11 protein-coding genes and 1 pseudogene are annotated in these 18,256 nt (G+C 65.0%); 7 read left to right on the top strand and 5 right to left on the bottom strand.

Annotated features, from left to right (window positions below; all coding sequences use genetic code 11):
- The first annotated feature begins 37 nt into the window (after nt 1–37).
- From BCR55_RS05545 to BCR55_RS30220, 3 genes and pseudogenes are all read left to right on the top strand, one after another.
- On the top strand, nt 38–871 hold the full coding sequence (locus BCR55_RS05545) for a DUF3304 domain-containing protein (RefSeq protein WP_065494293.1): 834 nt from the start codon (nt 38–40) through the stop codon (nt 869–871).
- Nucleotides 864–3,146 (top strand): DUF2235 domain-containing protein, encoded by a 2,283-nt coding sequence (locus BCR55_RS05540; RefSeq protein WP_065494292.1) that lies wholly within the window; start codon nt 864–866, stop codon nt 3,144–3,146. The genes BCR55_RS05545 and BCR55_RS05540 overlap by 8 nt, the downstream gene beginning before the upstream one ends.
- Before the next feature lie 56 nt (nt 3,147–3,202).
- Nucleotides 3,203–4,072 (top strand): annotated as a pseudogene (locus BCR55_RS30220) (hypothetical protein).
- 75 nt (nt 4,073–4,147) lie between these two features.
- On the opposite strand, the gene BCR55_RS05530 reads toward BCR55_RS30220, so the two are convergent.
- The 4 genes from BCR55_RS05530 to BCR55_RS05515 form a co-directional block, all read right to left on the bottom strand.
- Nucleotides 4,148–5,107, bottom strand: a complete 960-nt coding sequence (locus BCR55_RS05530; RefSeq protein WP_065494290.1) for an OmpA family protein — start codon at nt 5,105–5,107, stop codon at nt 4,148–4,150.
- Nucleotides 5,108–5,111: 4 nt separating this feature from the next.
- Nucleotides 5,112–6,101 (bottom strand): type VI secretion system-associated protein TagF, encoded by a 990-nt coding sequence (tagF, locus tag BCR55_RS05525; RefSeq protein ID WP_006400525.1) that lies wholly within the window; start codon nt 6,099–6,101, stop codon nt 5,112–5,114.
- Nucleotides 6,098–10,045, bottom strand: a complete 3,948-nt coding sequence (tssM, locus tag BCR55_RS05520) for a type VI secretion system membrane subunit TssM (protein ID WP_065494289.1) — start codon at nt 10,043–10,045, stop codon at nt 6,098–6,100. The genes tagF and tssM overlap by 4 nt, the downstream gene beginning before the upstream one ends.
- A gap of 298 nt (nt 10,046–10,343) precedes the next feature.
- Nucleotides 10,344–11,189, bottom strand: coding sequence for a M15 family metallopeptidase (locus tag BCR55_RS05515; RefSeq protein WP_006406946.1), 846 nt, complete (start codon nt 11,187–11,189; stop codon nt 10,344–10,346).
- A 121-nt stretch (nt 11,190–11,310) separates the two neighbouring features.
- Between BCR55_RS05515 and BCR55_RS05510 the strand changes: the two genes are divergently transcribed.
- Nucleotides 11,311–12,297 (top strand): hypothetical protein, encoded by a 987-nt coding sequence (locus tag BCR55_RS05510; RefSeq protein ID WP_045593878.1) that lies wholly within the window; start codon nt 11,311–11,313, stop codon nt 12,295–12,297.
- A gap of 211 nt (nt 12,298–12,508) precedes the next feature.
- On the top strand, nt 12,509–13,537 hold the full coding sequence (locus tag BCR55_RS05505; protein ID WP_012467450.1) for a transporter: 1,029 nt from the start codon (nt 12,509–12,511) through the stop codon (nt 13,535–13,537).
- Between the two features lie 126 nt (nt 13,538–13,663).
- Here BCR55_RS05505 and BCR55_RS05500 read toward each other — a convergent pair whose 3' ends face one another.
- Nucleotides 13,664–15,835 (bottom strand): M1 family metallopeptidase, encoded by a 2,172-nt coding sequence (locus BCR55_RS05500; protein ID WP_006406942.1) that lies wholly within the window; start codon nt 15,833–15,835, stop codon nt 13,664–13,666.
- Between the two features lie 643 nt (nt 15,836–16,478).
- Between BCR55_RS05500 and BCR55_RS05495 the strand changes: the two genes are divergently transcribed.
- Together BCR55_RS05495 and BCR55_RS05490 are read left to right on the top strand one after the other, a co-directional pair.
- Complete coding sequence (locus tag BCR55_RS05495; protein WP_035948168.1) at nt 16,479–16,976, top strand: LEA type 2 family protein; 498 nt, start codon at nt 16,479–16,481, stop codon at nt 16,974–16,976.
- 109 nt (nt 16,977–17,085) lie between these two features.
- The gene (locus BCR55_RS05490; RefSeq protein ID WP_065494288.1) at nt 17,086–18,219 is read left to right on the top strand and encodes a class I SAM-dependent methyltransferase; all 1,134 of its coding nucleotides are present in this window, start codon (nt 17,086–17,088) and stop codon (nt 18,217–18,219) included.
- Nucleotides 18,220–18,256: the final 37 nt, after the last annotated feature.

The following is an 18,256-nucleotide window of genomic DNA, read 5'->3' as shown; positions in this document are numbered from 1 at the left end:
AGAGCGATTCAAAAGGAAAACATCAATGAGTAGAGCAATGAGATTGTCGAGTCTGATGAGTCGTACGCTGGCGGGGTGTTTGCTCGTGGTGGCAACGACTGCATGCGGAAAGTCAGAGCCGACGTATACCGGGATTTCGGTAATCGCGCACAACTATCTGCCATACAACCTGGACGGATTCACGATTACCGACGCATACGGTAACAAAGCTGGGGGGGGTAATAGCTTGCCAGGTGGCGGAGGTGGCGTGACGTGCTGCTACAAACTTAAAGGCACGGAGTTTACAGTCAAATGGAGCTATGTCGACGTTGACCAGTGGCACAAGGGCAACGAACAGACGTTTCACGCGGAGGCCAAGGTGACGATGCCGCCGGCGCAGGTTCCAGAGAAGGTCGGTGATCGAATTCTCGAAGTGCACTTTTATCCAGACCGTCACATCGAGTTCCAGTTTCCTGGTGCGCTGATGGATGAGTCGCGCATCCCAATGGTCGATGTGTCGCGTTGGATGGCGAGTCAGTATCAGACGCAGTTGAACAAGCGGTACGATGAGCGCGAAGACCAGCAGTTTCGTCGTGTCGCCCGTGTGGTCGCGATTGCATGGCTGAAATACCATCTCACCGATCTCGACGATCTGAAGCAATACGCTTACTACAATCTGCTCGTCAATAATCGCTTCGACTCGCATCCGGAGATTCAGCGCATCCTGCAAGCGGACGCCAGCAAGCCGGGGGCCTTTGCGAAGGCGATGCAATCGTTGCCGAAGAAGACTCTGTCTGAATTGACGAGCGGCAAGTTCGAGTCGGTAGCGGTGCCGTCCCTACCCGATGGACTTGTTCCGCCCCCGCGCGTAGAGGAGAAAAAGCATGGCTGAAAGAATCAAACTGGATCCGGATGATGCAACACCGGCATCGGTGTACATGCAGATCGTCAATCAGAACGCGACCATGTACCCGAAGAGCGATTGCATGCCTTGCGGGGCGACGATCCGTATGGGTTTTTTCTTCGATGCGTTCGGGCGCAACCGAGATATAGACGATAAATCGAGTTCGCGGTATTCAAATATCGCCCGGCTTTGGGAGGCACATCGTGACATTGAGGACCCGAGGCGACCAGCGAACCAGTTCTGGTTTCGCTTTTACTATTCCGGCCTGGGTACGCCGCTGAACGACGATGCCAAATCCAACACATGGAACAACATTGGCGTAGCCGCCGCCAAACTGGCGGGCAAGAAGCTCGCCAAGGGGGCGTCGTCGGTGGCCCAATCGTTCGCGCGTGTCAATACGCCGCTCAAACAGGCCGACGTAAAAAGGCGGGTCGACGACGTGAAAAAGCAGTTTCTCGCGGGAGATTTTTCGTTTCGACCAATCGAGAAGGCATTCGAGGATTTTCGAAAGGATATTGAGCACATTCCTGCTCAGGCGCGTCGAATCGCGAATGTGCTGAATGCGTCGCCGGAGCGAATCTGGGAGCGAACCAAGGCCACTGGCACGTTGCTGTGGCGCAATGCCAAGAACGACGCCAAGGCGAACATTAAGGGAACCCCGATGAAGGCGGCCATGGCCGTTGCGCGCGGACTCTTCGTTGGCTTGGCGATGGAGAACGTACCGATCGTACGTGACAACGCTGTCATGGCCGAGGCATTCGGAACTGGCGTCGACACCCGGTTGATCGCGGCCAGGGATCAATTCGAGGCTGCATACCATACCGTCAAGAACCAGATGCCGAAGGTTCGCCTCATCGAGGTATCGGTCTTTGGGGCGGATCGGGGATGCGTGCTCGCACGTGCGTTTATCAACCATCTGGCAGAGAAATACAAACGCAGGGACGATACGGATCTTGCGATTGACGGCGTATCGATTCAGATCAAGTTTGTCGGTCTTCTCGACGCCGTTTCGTCGATCATGTCGGAGGAGGCCGGCGAACTGATCGGGATGGTGCCTTATCTTGGATTGCTAAAAACCAGCTACAAGGATCGGCCTCTCGGCATTCCGGCAAGCGTCCAGCGCTGTGTTCATTTCGCTGCTGCGCATGAGATGCGCTTCTATCAGCGTCTTGATAGTCTCGAGAAAACCCGCGGCGAGCAGTTTCTCTATCCGGGCACTAGTTGCGATGTCGTCGGTGGAGCACCGAACGGGTCCTTGGGTTTTAATGCCGAACTGATGAGGATCCCGCTGCAAGATATGTTGCTGGAAGCACTGAAGGCGGGGGCCGCTATGGACACGATGGAGGATCTGTATCTGTACAACGCACCCGTGTTCCAGCGCTTCAAGCTCTCTGATCCAATCAAATGCGATGGAAGGGAATACCGGATTAGGGCACTGGTCAACGCCTACCGCGCACTCGTCCCCCGCAAAGCCGGCATCGACCTCGTCTCCCATTCGAAAATCTTCCTGCGCTGGATTGCCGTCCGCTATCAGGACCCCGAATTCCGGCGCACGATGTCCGACCCAGTGGCGGACTGGAAGCGCAACATGGCCGACGCCGACCTGCAGCGCAAGACGACGAAGTCGAAACTCGACTGGGAACTGCAGCGCCAGGGCATCAACATGAGCATGCTGGCGAGTCGGAGCCCCGCCGATCAAGCGACGTTGCGGGGGATGAAGGCGGCGAGCGACGCGGCGCAGAAGCGTTACGAGAAGTTGCTCGCCGAGGCGCCGAAAGACTACACGACCGTGTGGGAACGTCTTCACAAGGAGTCGGAAAGGATGCTGTACCGCGCGTCCCTTCAGGACGGCTTGCGGAAATCAGCAGAACGAATCCGGAACACGCCGGACACATGGGATTCCGATAACAAGGCGAGCGCGGACGCGATCGAGGCAGCCATGCTGCCCGAACCTCAGATGGAACTAGTGTCGGCCTGGAAAGAAGGAATCGAAGGCAAGCACCCGCTTCCTCCCGACGTGATGGCACTATTCGACCTGCTCGTTCACGACACGTTGTTGACGAGTTGGCAGGATCACGTGCTCGCGCCCTCGCTGTACTTCCGCACGCGGGACACGGACGAGTTCGGGGTCTCCGATCTCGACAAGGAAGCAAAGCAACGCCAGAAAGACGATCGCGTCGCTGCTCGAATCGACCAGGCCGCCAAGCAGAGCAAGGAATGGGCGCGCGGATACAAGGGCGGCGCAACGCCTTCCGTCCATTGAGCGGCGACGAGAACTTCCTACCGCCGGCCGTCGCCCGGGCCGTATGGTCCGCGATTCTGCCGAACGCGCTGGCGGTAGCGCGTACGTTTGCCGTGTTGCGAATTGCCGCGGCCAATCTACTATTCGTGTCGATCGCAGCATGCAGCAATCCGAGCCGACCTATGTGGCTGTTTCCACGGAAGCACTGAATTACCTGCCGTACAACCTCGCTCGATTTACGATCACAGACCAATACGGCAATAAGGCTCGCGGAGGTGGCGATTTGGAACCGGGAGCGGGCGAGGGCAGCATCGCATGCTGCTATTCGCTGAAGGGCACGAACTTCAAGGTTCAGTGGACGTATTACGACGCGGACGACTGGCGGCCCGGCGAGCAGGTGAAGAAGCAGCAGGCGGAAGCGAACGCATCGCTGGCTCCGACCAACGTGCCGGACTCGATCGGTTCGCGCATTCTCGAGATTCATTTCTACCCCGATCACCATGTCGAACTGGCATTTCCAGGCGAGATGCTGGGGACTACGCGCTTGCCCATCGTGGACGTATCGCGCGAGCTGACGAAACGATACGGAAAGCAGCTCGACGAGAAACGGGGACAACGATGCCCAACTGCATCGCCGAATTTCGCGGACGGTCGCGGCAGCGTGGCTCAGGTACCGCTTCACCGATCGCGATGATCTCGCGCAATACGCGTATTTCGCGCTTCTGGTGAACGCCCGGTTCGACGCGCACCCGGCGGTGCAGAAACGCATTCGGTCGAGCAACGGGACGCGCGGCGCATTCGCGAAAGAGATGGCCGCTTTGTCGCCGGACATTGCGGCGGAACTGGCGCAGGATCGATTCCCGTCGGTTGCTGTGCCGCCGATCGAAGCGGGATTATTGCCGCCGCCGCGCGACGATAGCCGAGGCAGCCGAGGCAGTCGAGGCTGACGCACACGGGCGTGCTCGGGCCGCGTCAATGACGCGGCCCGTTTCGAATTCGGTCAAACGGCCCCGTCTCCCCACCTACTGCCCAACCCGAAACTCGATCCGCCGATTCCTCGCCCGCCCGTCCGCCGTATCGTTCGGCGCGATCGGCTGATCCGGCCCGACGCCTGTCGTCGTCATCTGCTGCGGCGCGATTCCCTTCGTGATCAGATATCCCTTCACAGCATCCGCACGAGCCTGGCTCAGCGCGATGTTCGACGTCCGGTTCCCCGAGTTGTCGGTATGCCCGATGATGTCGACGGTCCGGTTCTGCAGCTTCGCGAGCGCGGTCGCCATCTGGTCGAGAATCTGCTTGCCCTGCGGCGTCAGCGTCGCGCTGCCGGTCTCGAACTCGATCGTGCGGTTCGCGAGCGTTTGATCGAGCAATCCCTGCTCCGACGCCGACACACGCAACCCGTTCCGGATCGTATACGTCGGGTTCAGCGTATTGGCCATGTCGCTTGCGATCTGCTGACGCTGCGCCTCGTTGTGCACCTCGCCCTTCATCTCGATCTGCGTGCCGTTGATCTTCAGCTGCCCCTTGCTGATCTGCTTGAGCTGCGCGCCGAGCAGCTTCTGCACGTTCGCGCTCCAGTTCGGCGGCGTCGCGACGTCGCCGACCTCGATCTGATCGACGACGTTCGCGGCGCCGTACGTGTCGCGCAGCTTCTGCAGCACGGCGGCCTTGGTCGCTTCGTCGGGCACCTTGCCGCCGACCACAACCTGGCCGGGCGTCGCATTCGCAGGCGGCGGCGCAAGCGTGCCGGCCGTGCCGCGCACGAGCGTGCCGGATGCGGCCGCGCTTGCCGAACCTGCGCCGGCATTCGCGGGCAGCGCACTCGCCGCGACGGTGCCGTTGCCGACCGGCGTGACGGTCGCGCCACCGGCGTTCTGCGCGTAGGCCGCACCGTTGCCGACGAGGCCGGCAGCGAGAAGGGCGGCAACGAAGGACGACAAGCGCGACAAGCGCATACGCCGGACATGAATCGTACGTTGCATCCCGTCAGCCTCCGATGAACGCTTCGCGGAACGCGTCGATGGCGACGCGCAGCGACAGCTGTGGTTGATCGAGATAGCTGACGAGTTTGCTGACCTGCGGATCGTTTTGCGCATGAGCGTCGATCCACTCGGGATCGTCGATATCGATGTTGTGGGCGGCGTACGTTTGCGGATCGACGACGCTCAGCAGCGTCTTCGCCGACGCACCGTTGAACCCGATGATCAGTCGTTCGCGCTCGGCGATCGTACCGATGAAGATCGCGAGCTCGAAATCGGCCTGCGCGACGAACGGCGCAATCAGTTCGAGCCAGAACGCGGCGACGAGGCTGCGGTAGAACGGATCGACGGGCAGCGGCAGCGTGAGGCCGCGTTCGATATGCGACGAGCCGCTCTGCATCACCGGCCGCAGCAGCGAGCCGAGCGCGAGCATCGCGCCGCGCAGCCGCACGGGATGGCCGCTTTCGAGCAGCATCTGCTGCAGCCCGTACAGCGACTGATGTTCGACGAAGTCGTTGAACGTGCCGTCATGCGACGTGCCGGGCCCGCCGATGTCGATCGGCACCTGCGTGTCGCCGAGCGCCTGCAGCGCGCCGGGCGGCTCCTCGCTCGCGAGCAGCGGCGCGATCTGCGCGGCGACGCGCGACCACAGCCGCGCGAACGCGAGCGGGCTGCGTGCGAGGAACGCGAGCGGCCGGTCGACTTCGAGCGCGGTCGCGCCGAGGAACGGGAAGCGGCGCATCGATACGTCGTGGCTCGCGACCATATGGCCCGCGATCGCGAGCTTGCTGCGCGAGCCGAGGAACGCGAAATGCATCGGCTTCGCATCTTCGTAGACGATCTTCCAGCGCGGATCTTCCGCAAGCAGTTCGAGCGCCTGCGCGATCCAGCGATCGAGCGTCTGCAGCAACTGCGGATTGTGCGCGCTCTTCACGAAATCGCCGCGCGAAGGAATCTTGCCGAAATAGGCGACTTGCGCCTGAACGGTTTGCGTCATTGCGCCCCCTGTGCATTCGAACCGGTAGCGGCCGCGACGGTCGGCGCGGCGGCCGGCGCGCCGGCGCCGGCCTGGGCCGCGTTCTGTGCGGCGCCCGCGCTCGCGTCGACGACCGACGACGGCAGTTGCAGCCCGCGCAGGCTCTGCTGCTGCGGCTGGTCGCCGCCGCCGCTTGTCGGCTGCGACGTGCTGATGATGCGCATCGTCACCGACACGCTCACGCTGCCCTGCGTCCACGTGAGGTCGAACGTGCCGTCCGGCCGCCGCTTGCGCTGCGCGGAGTTGATCAGTTTCTCGAGACCGTAGCGGCCGGGCTCGTTGACGAGCTGCACGGTGCGCCCGTCGAACGTCGTCGCCGACAGCGTCGCGCCCGGCGAGCCCTGCGGGTTCGGCCACACGAAGTTGGTCCACTGCGGCGGCGTGTTGCGGTAGCGCAGCTGCTGGCCGTCGATCGCGACCGTGTATTCGGTCGTGCCGGTGCTCGGCTGCGGCAGGATCTGGAACACGGTCTGCGGTTCCGACGACGCGGCGGCACCGCCGGCCGCGCCGCCCGCGAGCGGTGCGACCCAGCGCGCGAAGCCGTTCGTGAACTCCGGCGCGAGCGCGAGGCCCATGTCGCCCCACGTACGCGCGGCAAGCGTATCGCCACGGCGTACGGCGAGCGGTCCGAGCGTCGTGCCGACGAACTTCGCGATCGAGCCGTCCGGACCGAACACCTGCGCGATCTCGCCGGCGCCGGCCTCGACCTTCGCGTTCGCCGCGAACGGATACTTGGTCGCGAGCGAGCTCTGGAACGGCTGATAGACCTGCGCGTTCCACACCTTGTTGACCTCGACGCTGGCCGGCTGAATCACGACCGAGAACGCCTGCATCAGCGGACGCACGAGCAGCGGGCGCAGCGCCTTGCGTTGCGAATCGGTGAGGCCGGTCAGCATCTGCTCGTCGACGAACTTCAGCGAATCGGCGAGCTCCGAGCCGTTGCCGTCGAGCGTCTGCTGCATCAGCTGGCGCGCGCCGGGCCCAGGATCGCCCTGGTTCTTGATCACGTTGAAGCGCGTGCGCACCTTCGACAGCGTGTCCATGTAGCCCTTCAGCATCGACGTGCCGTCGTGCGTCGCGACGATTCGCGCGAGGCCGATGAACTCCTGGCCGATCGGGCCCATCGGCACCTCGACCGGATTGCCGTTGATGTCGATGTTGGCGGCCGCAACCTGGCCGGCCTGCGAGCGCGTGAACAACTGCTTGACCCAGTTCACCACGCCGGTCTGCGCCTTCTTGATCGCGACGTTCGCCAGCGACGGGTTATCCCACGAGGTCTGCTCATACGCGGTCTCGAGGATCTTGCGGATCGGCGAGTCCTGCGGGTCGCCGAGGCGGTTCATGCCGTCGACGGCCTGGCCGAAGCTGCTGAAGCCTTGCACCGCGATGCCCTGCATGAACTTCTGCCAGTGCTGCGCGTACTCGGTCTTGTACATCCCGACCAGCGTCTTCTGGATCTGCTCGGGACTGCCCTCGAGCGTGAGGTCGTCCTGCGTCGACGTATTGAGCACCCAGTCCTTCGCCTGCAGCTCCTTGGTCGCCGCGTCGCGGATCGCAGGCTGCACGTAGTCGAACCACGCGTCGCGCGTGAACGTGCCCGGGATCGCGTAGCTGCCGGCAATCAGCCCCTGGTTGCCGTCGCCGACGATGCGCGCGACGGTCATCGGCGCGAAGCGCGTCGACGCGCGTGCCTTGATTTCCTCGTACACGCGCTGGCGGGCCGGCATGCCGCGCACCACGCGACGCAGGTTCTCGCGCGTCTGGTCGACGAGCGCGAGGTTCGCGTCGATCATCGGCCAGTCGTCGTCGTTCACGCGCGCGAGATAGAACGAGATCATGCGCTCGGCGCTCTTGATCATCTCGTCGCGCGGCATGTTGCCGCGATTCGTCTCGAGCCAGCCGCGCCAGAAGCGCGCGAGCTGGTCGCTCAGGTGCGCTTGTTCGACGTGACGCTTGTCGGACAGCATCAGGTAAGTCTTCAGCGCGTTGTACGCGTCCTGCACGTTGGTCGGCGACGCGTCGCTGTACAGGCCGCCTTGCGGCGCGGCCGGCGGTTGCGGCGCGGCGAGCGCACCCGCGACGGACGATGACGGTTGCGCGGCGCCGGCCTGAGGCGCGGCGCCCGCCGGGTTCGTCGATACCGGCAGCGCGCTCGCCTGCACGGCGCCCGATTCGGGCGGCCGCGTCATCGGCACGAGCTGGTCGGGGTGTGCGTTCACGTCCTTCAGGAACGATGCGAGGTTCTGCGAAACCGGGTTCAGCAGGATCTGGCGCACGCCGTTGTAGTACTCGGTCAGCAAGTGCTGTTCGAGACGATCGCCCTGATACAGGCCGAGCGACACCGACAGCGGCTTGTCGCGGCGGAACTGTTCGAGCTGCTCGATGCGGTCCTCGAGGATGTCCATCGCCTGCAGCCGCGACTGCAGATCGTTGCGGCCCTGCTGCAGGCGCGTGACGTTGTCGAGATCGGCCTGCACGTTCGCGACGAGCTGCTGGTTGCCGATCGTCGACCACGTCCAGCCGCCGAGCGCCAGCGCGAGCGCCGCGACGAAGCCGAAGAAGGTCGCGTAGCGCAGCCGCGTCTTGGTCGGGCTCGCGAACTGGCGCACGGTCTGGCGGTCGGCGAAGATCACCTTCGAGAACAGGTCGCGCAGGAAGAAGCCGTTCTTCGAGAACGCGCTGTGCGGCTTCGGCAGCGCGCTCGCGTCGAGGCCGAAGCGGTGTGCGATGCGCTGCGCGGCCGCGCTGCTGGTTTCGCCTTCCTGCAGCGCGCTCGTGAAGTAGAAGCCGCGGAAGATCGGCTTGTACTGGAACGGGTTGTTCTCGAACAGCGTCGCGAGGAACGCGCGCAGCGCCGGCTTGATCGTCGAGAACTCGAGCGGGAAGCTCAGTTGGCCCGGCGACAGCTGATGGCCGCGCGACAGCGACAGCTGCGCGATGCTGATTTCCTTCAGCCCTTCGTAGAGCTCCTCGAAGCGCTCGTCGAACAGCGCAACGACGTCGCGCTTCTCGTCCGGTTCGTACGGCAGCGTCGCACCCCACACGCGGTCGTACTCGTGCTTGTCGCTGCTGCTGAAGAATTCGGTGAAGCCGGTGATGAGGTCGGCCTTCGTGAACATCACGTAGACCGGCGCGAACACTTCGAGCTTTTCCGTCAGTTCCTGAACGCGCTGGCGGAGGTTCTTCGCGAGATTGATCGCGAATTCGGGGCGGTTGCCGGTGAGTTCGGCAATGCTCGCGGTCACGATGATGCCGTTGATCGGCGCCTTCGGCCGGTAGCGTTTCAGCAGGCCGAGGAAGCCGAGCCATTCGCTGCGGTCTTCCTCGTGAACCGAGTAGCGGCCCGCGGTGTCGAGCAGGATCCCTTCGGTCGTGAAGAACCAGTCGCAGTTGCGCGTGCCGCCGATGCCGTGGATCACGGCGCTGTTCTTGTCGGCGAACGGGAACTGCAGCCCCGAGTTGATCACCGCGCTGCTCTTGCCGGCCGCGGGGTTGCCGATCACGATGTACCACGGCAGTTCGTACAGCGCGGAGCCGCCCGATACCTGGCCGATCTTCGAGGTCTTGATCGTCTTCACCGCATCGGACAGGCGCGTGCGCAGCGCGTCGAGGTCGGCCGTCTTCGCATCGGGCGCGACGGCCGCCGCGGCGGGCGCCGCGATCTTGCCGGTTTCGGCCTGTTCTTCGAGCACCTCGCCGAGCTGCCGGTTCGCGCGCTTCACGCGCCAGCGCCGCCAGAGCGCGACCGCGAGCCACAGCGCGAGGATCGCCGCGAGCGCGATCGCGGCCCACGGCAGCGGCAGCTGCAGCATGTCGGCGACGATGAAGAGGATCGCCGCGAGCGCGACGATCCCGACGATCGAGAGCGTACGCGGGTGAGTCAGCACGTTGAGGATGCGTTGCATAGGACGTTCAGGTTCCGGTGCGATTCGGTGAGGCGACGGGCGTGCGAGCGGCAAGCGTGACACCGCGACGTGTCGCCATGCTGTCAAACGGGGTGAAGGGGGCTGGCATCAATGCGCCCGCGGCATCGGAGAAGGCGCGCGCATGGATGAAAGGACGCTGTGAGTTTTAAAACGCAGGCGGCGGCCGGAAAAAATCGCGCATCGAAATGCCCGATCGATTGCGCCGCCGATATCGTTTCCTGTCGGGTGATTAACAAGCCCCATGCCGCCCTCATTATTTCCTGTCCGGCAGCCCTGGCTAGCTGCCGCGTCCCAGTTTAAAACCGGGTTTATGGTATTCCACGTGCCCGAGATCCATCATTTTCCATCGGCCGCCCCACGTGAGACCGACCTGTTCGGCCACCTGTCCGTACAACTGGTAGCCGCGCATTGCCCACGGATCTTTCTCGGAAATGACGAGCTTGCCGTCGCGCAGGAATGCATTGTCGGCCGCGAGCCCGAATTGGTGATAGCTCTGGAACGCCGCCGCATTTGTTACGTTGCTGCCCATCTGCGCGAGCCGGTTTTGCCGTTCCGGGCTTCGATAACCCTCGAGCAGCGCCATTTCATAACCGTACTGCTCGTGCATGATCTTGTAGACCAGCAGCAAGCGCGTACGGAAATCCGGATCGAGCAGATTCCAGTCGCGGCTCGCGTCCTTCAGCGCCGGCCTTACCTGCTCGACTTCCCGCGTGGCAAAGACTTCCGGCGGCAACGGCGGCGGCGGCACGAGCTGCTCGCCCTGCAATAGCGCGGCGATCTTTTCGTCCGGCACGCGCGCCGTGTCGTCGTACTGAAACAATTGCCTGCCGCGTAACGCAATCGCGACCAATGGCGGCGTCGCAAGAATACCCGCCGAGACCATAATCATCAAGCGCCGCCGAACCAGTAAATTTTGCACGTCGCTCAGCGTGGTGCGCGTGACGCGTGCCGATTTAACAATCTGACTTCGTGCGCGTGCGGCGCGATCGTTCGCGCGGCGCGTAAGACGGCCGTGAAATTGCGCGACGGAATCGAAAACCGTCGCGCGGATGCCTGGTAAAAGCAACAGTGCCGCAACGGCGACGGCAACGGCGAAATAGGCGACGAGTGCGACGGCAATCAATGAAATCCCCGGAAATTGGAATTGATTGTGTTTTGCAATGCTTGCTCTTAGAATCAGGCTGCTTCGAGAGGCCGGGCTATATTATCGCGGTGAATTAAACCAGGATTCAATGAGACGCTGAATGAGTGCGCCGGAAAATTCAAATTCGAAAACTCCACCGAGCCTGCTGTCCGATACAAAGCCGGCGGACAACGGCGGCTCGCAGCCGTCGCGCATTCTCGCGGATCTGGAAGGACGCGTCACGCCGCCGGCCGAGCCGCCGCGCCGGTCGCTGAAGGCGCCGATCGCCGCCGTCGTCGCGCTGCTGGTCGCCGTCGGCGGCTGGGGCGCATGGCGCTGGCAGCAGCAGTCGGCCGACGAGCCGGCCGCGGTGGCCGCCGCGCCCGCGCAAGCGGCCGGGAAAGCGACGCCGGCAAGCGGGGCGACCGCGCAGGTTGCGCAGAACGGCGCATCCGCGGCGTCGGCCGTGCAGCCGGCGACGATCGTCAACGACGAGCCGGCATCGGCAGCGGTTGCGTCCGCATCGGCACCGCCGGCAGCGGACGACAGCCGGCTGTCGCGCGCGCTCGCGAACGGCGCCGACGAGGCATCCGGCGCGACGACGGCCGGCGCAGCGGCTACGGCCGCCACGGCGGCCACTGCTGCCGCGACGACGGCTGCAGCCGCCACGACGGCGAAAACCGCGAAGGCCGATGCGAAACCGGACGCGAAGAGCGCGAAGGTGGCCGCCCGCAGCAAGGCGGACGCCAAGGTCGACGCAAAGGCCGAGGCCCGCAAGCACCGCAAGGAGCAGGCCGAACTCGCGCAGAAGAAGCATCGCGACACGTCGGTGCGGACGGCGTCCGCGAAGGACGATCCGGACGCCGATCTGCTCGCCGCGCTCGTCGCACGTACGAAGCCGGCCGACAAGAAAGCGGCCGCGCAGAAGGCGCAGCCCATGCCGACCAAGGCGGCAGCCGCGACCGGCGGCTCGCTCGCGGCACGCGTGAAGGAATGCTCGGAGCGCGGCTTCTTCGAAGATCAGCTGTGCCGCTGGAGAGTCTGCGACGGCCATTGGGGCAAGGATCCGGCGTGCCCGACTGCCGCGCAGTCGGACGCGCGCCAGTAAGGCTCCGCACGCACCGAATCGCCGCATGCGCGCCGCCCACCGGGCGGCGCGTTGCTTTTGGGGCCCATGCATCGGCGCGGCACAGTCGCAGCAGGGCATACATGACACTGTCACGAAACCGTCACACATGTGCGGCATACGTCATGTTTCCCTTCCCGGTGCGCTGCCGGCGACGCGCGACGCGCGCTCGACGCACCCTCGCTTCGACACGATGGACCTGATCGCACAGACTTACGGCGCCGACACGTCCGGCATGATATGCGGGTTCCGCTTCATGCGCGGCGAGCCCGGCGTGCCGCTCGACGCATCGGCTGCGGCCGACTGGCTGCGCACGTGCTGCGCGCGCGATGCAGCCGACGCCGACGATTTCGTGTGGCTGCACTTCAATCTCGCGCACGGCGCGAGCGAGCGCTGGATGCGCACGCATCTCGGACTGCCCGACAGCTTCTTCGAGTTTCTGCATGAAGGCTCGCGTTCGACGCGTATCGAGCAGGAAGACGGCGCGCTGCGCGCGATCGTCAACGACGTGATGTTCAACCTCGAGCTGACGCCGTCGGAGATCGCGACGCTGTTCGTGCACGTCGAGCAGCGCATCATGGTCACCGCGCGCCTCAAGCCGCTGCGTTCGGTCGACACGCTGCGCGCGTGCGTGCGCGACGGCGAGCGCTTCCGGTCGCCGGCCGAGCTGCTGATGCATCTGCTGCGCGATCAGGCCGACCTGCTGATCCAGATCATGCGGCGCACGAGCGTCGACGTCGACCGGATCGAGGACAGCTTCCTGTCGCAGCGGCTCACGTCGAACCGCATCGAGCTCGGCACGATGCGGCGCACGCTGACGCGCCTGCAGCGCATGCTCGCGCCGGAACCGGGCTCGATCTTCCGGCTGCTCGCGCGGCCGCCCGCCTGGCTGCACGCGGACGACGTGCAGGAGCTGCGCGAATCGACCGAGGAGTTCTCGCTCGTGCTCGCCGATCTCGCGGGGCTCGTCGAGCGCATCAAGCTGCTGCAGGAAGAGATCGGCTCGCGTCTGGACGAACAGAACAACCGCACGCTGTTCACGCTGACGCTCGTCACCGTGATCGCGCTACCCATCAATATCGTCGCGGGCTTCTTCGGGATGAACGTCGGCGGCGTGCCGTTCGCCGAGAACAAGCACGGGTTCTGGTTGATGGTGCTGTTCGTCGCCGGCTTCACCGCGCTCGCCGCATGGTGGGCGTTTCGTCGGCGCAACGATCGCTGAGCGGCGCGGCCGCACCGCGCGACGCATCCGCAAAAAAACGGGCCTCGCTCGCGAGGCCCGTCGTACGGGTAAGCGCATGCGCCGGCCGGCGCGGCGCCGCAAGCGGCGTCGGCCGGCCGTGCATCGTTACTGCGTGAGCACCTTGCGCGGCTTGAACGCGCCCTGGTAACGCAGTGCCGGACGTTCCTTCGTCGTCGGCGCGATGCCGTCGAACGTCGGCGTCTGACGCAGCTTCATCGCGGCCGGCGAGGCGACCGAACCGATCGACGTCGAGCGCGAGGCCGGCGCGAGGTTGTTCGCGACGAGCAGCGCGGCTTCGCTCTTCAGGTTCGCGAGCAGCACCGGATCGGTCGAGCCGTTGACCTGCGTGAGCACGCCGCTCCAGGCCGCGTCGCTGTAGTTCACAACGTAGTAGTCGAGACCGCTCGGATCGGCGACCACGCCCGTGCAGCCGTCGAGCCGCGTTTGCGCCTGCGTGTCCTTCAGCGCGAGCGTCGTGCGCTTCGACAGGCCCTGACCGTACGCGAGCGTGATCGGCACCGTCCATTGCAGGCCCGGATACGCGTTTTTGTTCGGGAACGGCTGCTGTTTCAGCGTGACGATCGTCTGGTTCTTCGTCAGGTCGCACTGCGTGTCGAGCGAGACCAGCGGCACGCCCGTCTGCCGCACGTAGCTGTCGCCGATCGGGCCGACCGGCTGGCCGCTCGCCTTCGACAGCGCGTCCCACAGACGCTTCGGCGTCCCGTTGCCGAACGAGTAGTCGGTCAGGTACTGCTGCAGGCCCTTGCGCAGCGTCTGCTCGCCCAGATAGTTCTCGAGCGTCTTCAGCACGTGGCCGCCCTTGTCGTAGGTGAACGCGCTCGCGCTCAGCACGAAGTCGTTCGACGCCCAGCCGTTGAAGTTCGGTGCGACCGGGAACGCGTTCGGCCCGATGTCGCGATTGATCACGCGGTACTTGTTCTTCACCTGATCGAGCCAGCTGAACTCGTCGGGGAAGAACTGGATCGTCGTCTTCGTTTCGAAGAACGTCGCGAACGACTCGTTGAGCCACACGTTGTCCCACCAGTCGGTCGTCACGAGATCGCCGAACCACTGGTGCGCGACTTCATGCGTGAGCACCTCGTTGCCGTACTGCGACATCGGCTGGCCCGGCTCCGGCAGGATGTCGTCCGCGAATTCGAGAATCGAGCCCCAGTTCTCCATCCCGCCGAAGTTCAGGTCCTTCTGCTCCTTGAACGCATCGTTCGCGGCGACCGTGTCGAACTTCGTGAGCGGCAGCGGAATGCCGGTGTACCGATAGTAGAAGTCGAGCGCCTGCTTGGTGCGGTCCATCGCCGGCTTCGCCCAGTCGCGCATGCCCGGCGGCGTGAACACGCGCAGATGCAGGCCGCCCTTGCCGCCCGGCAGCGGGCTCGTGAAGTCGTCCTCGTAGGTGTCGAACAGGCCGCCGCCGAAGAACAGCAGGTACGACGGCATCGGCGGCGTCTTCTCGAACTGCACGAGCTTGTAGCCGCCGCCGACGTTCGTCGACGGCTTCTCGGCCGCGTTTGACACGACGCGCCAGTTCTGCGGCACTTCGGCCGTCACTTCATAGGTCGGGCGGAACGCAGGCTCGTCCCAGCCGGGGAACCACTGGCGCGCGAGGTTGGTTTCGCCCTGCGTGAGAATCGCGCCGCTCGTCGTGCCGTCGGTCGCCTTCAGGTCGACGCGGAAGATCCCTTCGGCGGCCGAGCAGCCCGGATACGGATCGTCGCCGCAGCTGCCGCCGGTCTTGTTTACCGGATCGTCGTACGACTTGAAGTTGATGATGCCGGACCACTCCATGTGCAGCGAATAGTTGCCCGGCGAGATCGAGCCGCTGACAGGGCGCAGCTGATAGAAGTCGCCCTTGTCCTGCGGCGTCGCGATTAGCTGGATGTTGCCCGGCTGCAGCGTGATGCGGCCGTTCGTGAACTTGATCCGGTGGCCCGCGATCACGATGTTGTTCACGGGCTTCAGCACCTTGATTTCGACGTCGGCGCGGCCGTCGAACGCGTTGAGCGCCTCGTTCGGACGGAACCAGAGGCGGTAGTTGATCGGCACGACGGTGTCCGGCAGCTCGACGGGCGCGACGCTCTTGTCGACGTTGGACGCGCTGGTCTGCGGGCCGCCGGCGGCGGGCGACGAGCCGGCGTTCGGCGCGGCGGCCGAACTGAGCGCGGAAGCGGAGCCTAGGCCGCCGTCGTCGCCGCCGCACCCGGCGAGCGCGAGCGCGGCAACGAGCGGCAGATAACGCATCTTGCGAATAGAAATCGACATGACTGAAAACCTCGATTGTAGAAAGAGTCGTTCAGTGCTGCGAAAACGCCGGCAAAAGCAATCCCCCGCCGCTGGATAAGCGGCGAAAAAAGCCAATGACGGATTTATTCGAAAAGACGGCCGGCCGACTACGTAAAGGTAATCATGGTTTGCTGCCCCCTCTGTGTTTCCGGATATCGGTTGACTTGCCGGTTCGAAATCGCCGGGCGCGTGTTGTACTGAATGGAATGCGCGCGCACGACAGGCGGCGCGCCGTGCACGGGCGCGCGCCTGCTTTGAACCGACGCCCCACGGGGCGGGCCGGGCCAGGCCGCCGGACGGAAGGACGGCGTGGTGTCGCCGTTCCGCAAAGTCGCCGTCATGCGGCTTGAAGGTTTGTCGGCCTGCTCGAAGGATGCGTCAATATACTTGATGGTTTTGGGTAAAGGAAACGAAAAAATTAGAAAGTCAGCCTATTGCGGTTTTTGCGCTTCATTGAATTGCGGATGGAATGAATTAACGATTTGGTTATTTGTGGAATTCCGTAGTTTTAATCTGTTAAGGAACCGGCGGTGCGCTGGAACTACGAAATCGCTCGCGTGCGGGTGCGGTCGGTACAATGCCGGATCGATCCGACGAATTCGCTGCCGCGAGGAGGCTGTCCATGCTGCGAGCCCTGTTCCGTTTCGCGCCCCTGCGCGCCGTGCTGTTCCTGTTCGCGGCGGCATTCGTGCTCGACGGTTGCGCGAGTCTCACGCGCGAGCCCCTCAGCGTGTCGGTGGTCGGGCTCGATCCGCTCGTCGGGCAAGGGCTCGAGATGCGTTTCAGCCTTAAGCTGCGCGTGCAGAACCCGAACGACACGCCGATCAAATACGACGGCATCGCGGTCGCGCTCGAGCTGAACGGCGCGCCGTTCGCGAGCGGCGTCAGCGATCGCTCGGGCGTCGTGCCGCGCTTCGGCGAGGCCGTGCTCGACGTGCCGGTGTCGGTATCCGCGTTCGCGGCCGCGCGGCAGGCGTGGAACCTGCCCGGCGCCGCCGCGAACGGCGAACTGCCGTATGCGCTGCGCGGCCGGCTCGCGGGCGGCGTGCTCGGCACGGTGCACTTCAGCGACGCGGGCACGCTGCGCCTGCCCGCGATGCCGGGCTGGGGCGCATCGTGACGCGCCTGTACCGTGCCGTGCCCGCTTTGCCGCACGATGCAAAGCGCGGTATGGTGTCGTCCGCGCGGCGAATGTCCGCCGCGCCGAAGCCAACCGTAGCCGAGCTCGCGTGACCGATTTCCCCGTTTTCCACTGGACCGACGCCGACGGCGTCGATCATGCCGTGCGCTGGCGCTCCGAAGCCGGCGTACCGCCGCCGAAGCGCGCGGTGCCCGCCGACGACCGCCTGACTGCCGACGCCGCCTATCGCCTCGCGTGCGAGGGCACCGCGCTCGTCTGGCAGGGCGATTTCCAGAATGCGCGCCAACTCGTGCAGGCGATGGCGCGCCGCGTCGAGCGCAAGCCGAAGAAGGCGAAGGCTGCCGCCGGCGTCGAGGCATTCAACCTGCACCGGCTCGCGCAGTCGCAGCGCGCACGTACGCTCGGCATGCTGCTGATCCCGCTCGACGCCGACTACAGGATTCCGCTGCGCCGCGCGCCCGACGTGCGCGCCGCGTGCGAGGAAGCGTACGGGCCGGGCGACGCGCCGTCGATGGTGTCGCTGCGCGAACTGCTCGGGCTCGTCGGCGCGCACGAATGGCGCAAGAAAGGCGTGCCGATTCCGGCGCTCGGCGGCGCGGCGATTCATCCGCACTACGGCGTGTTCTCGCCGGTGCGCGGCGAATACGTGACGCTCGTCGCGCGCGCGCCGCTGCCCGCGACGTCGGTCGCGTTCGACATCGGCACCGGTACCGGCGTGCTCGCGGCGGTGCTCGCGTCGCGCGGCGTCGAGCGCGTCGTCGCCACCGATCAGGATCCGCGTGCGCTGGCCTGTGCGCGCGAGAACCTCGAACGGCTCGGTTATGCGGGCCGCGTCGACGTCGTCGAAGCCGATCTGTTTCCGCCGGGCCGTGCGCCGCTCGTCGTCTGCAATCCGCCGTGGGTGCCCGCGCGGCCGAGCGCCCCGATCGAGTTTGCGGTCTACGATCCCGACAGCCGCATGCTGCGCGGGTTTCTCGCGGGGCTCGCCGCGCACCTCGAACCGGGTGGCGAAGGCTGGTTGATCCTGTCCGATTTCGCGGAGCATCTCGGGCTGCGGCCGCGCGACACGCTGCTGCAATGGATCGACGCGGCCGGCCTCGTCGTGCTCGGCCGCGACGACATCCGCCCCGCGCACCCGAAGAGCGCCGATGCCGACGATCCGCTGCACGCGGCGCGCCGTGCCGAGCTCACGTCGCTATGGCGGCTCGGCGCGCGAGCCTGAGCGCGCGTTTTCGGTAAACTGTCGCCATTCCTCACGA

Origin of the sequence: Burkholderia sp. CCA53, assembly GCF_001685525.1 — a bacterium.
In the GTDB taxonomy this organism is placed as follows: Bacteria; Pseudomonadota; Gammaproteobacteria; order Burkholderiales; family Burkholderiaceae; genus Burkholderia; species Burkholderia multivorans.
Note: the sequence above shows the minus strand (reverse complement) of the source record. Positions and strands in the feature narration are given on the sequence as shown.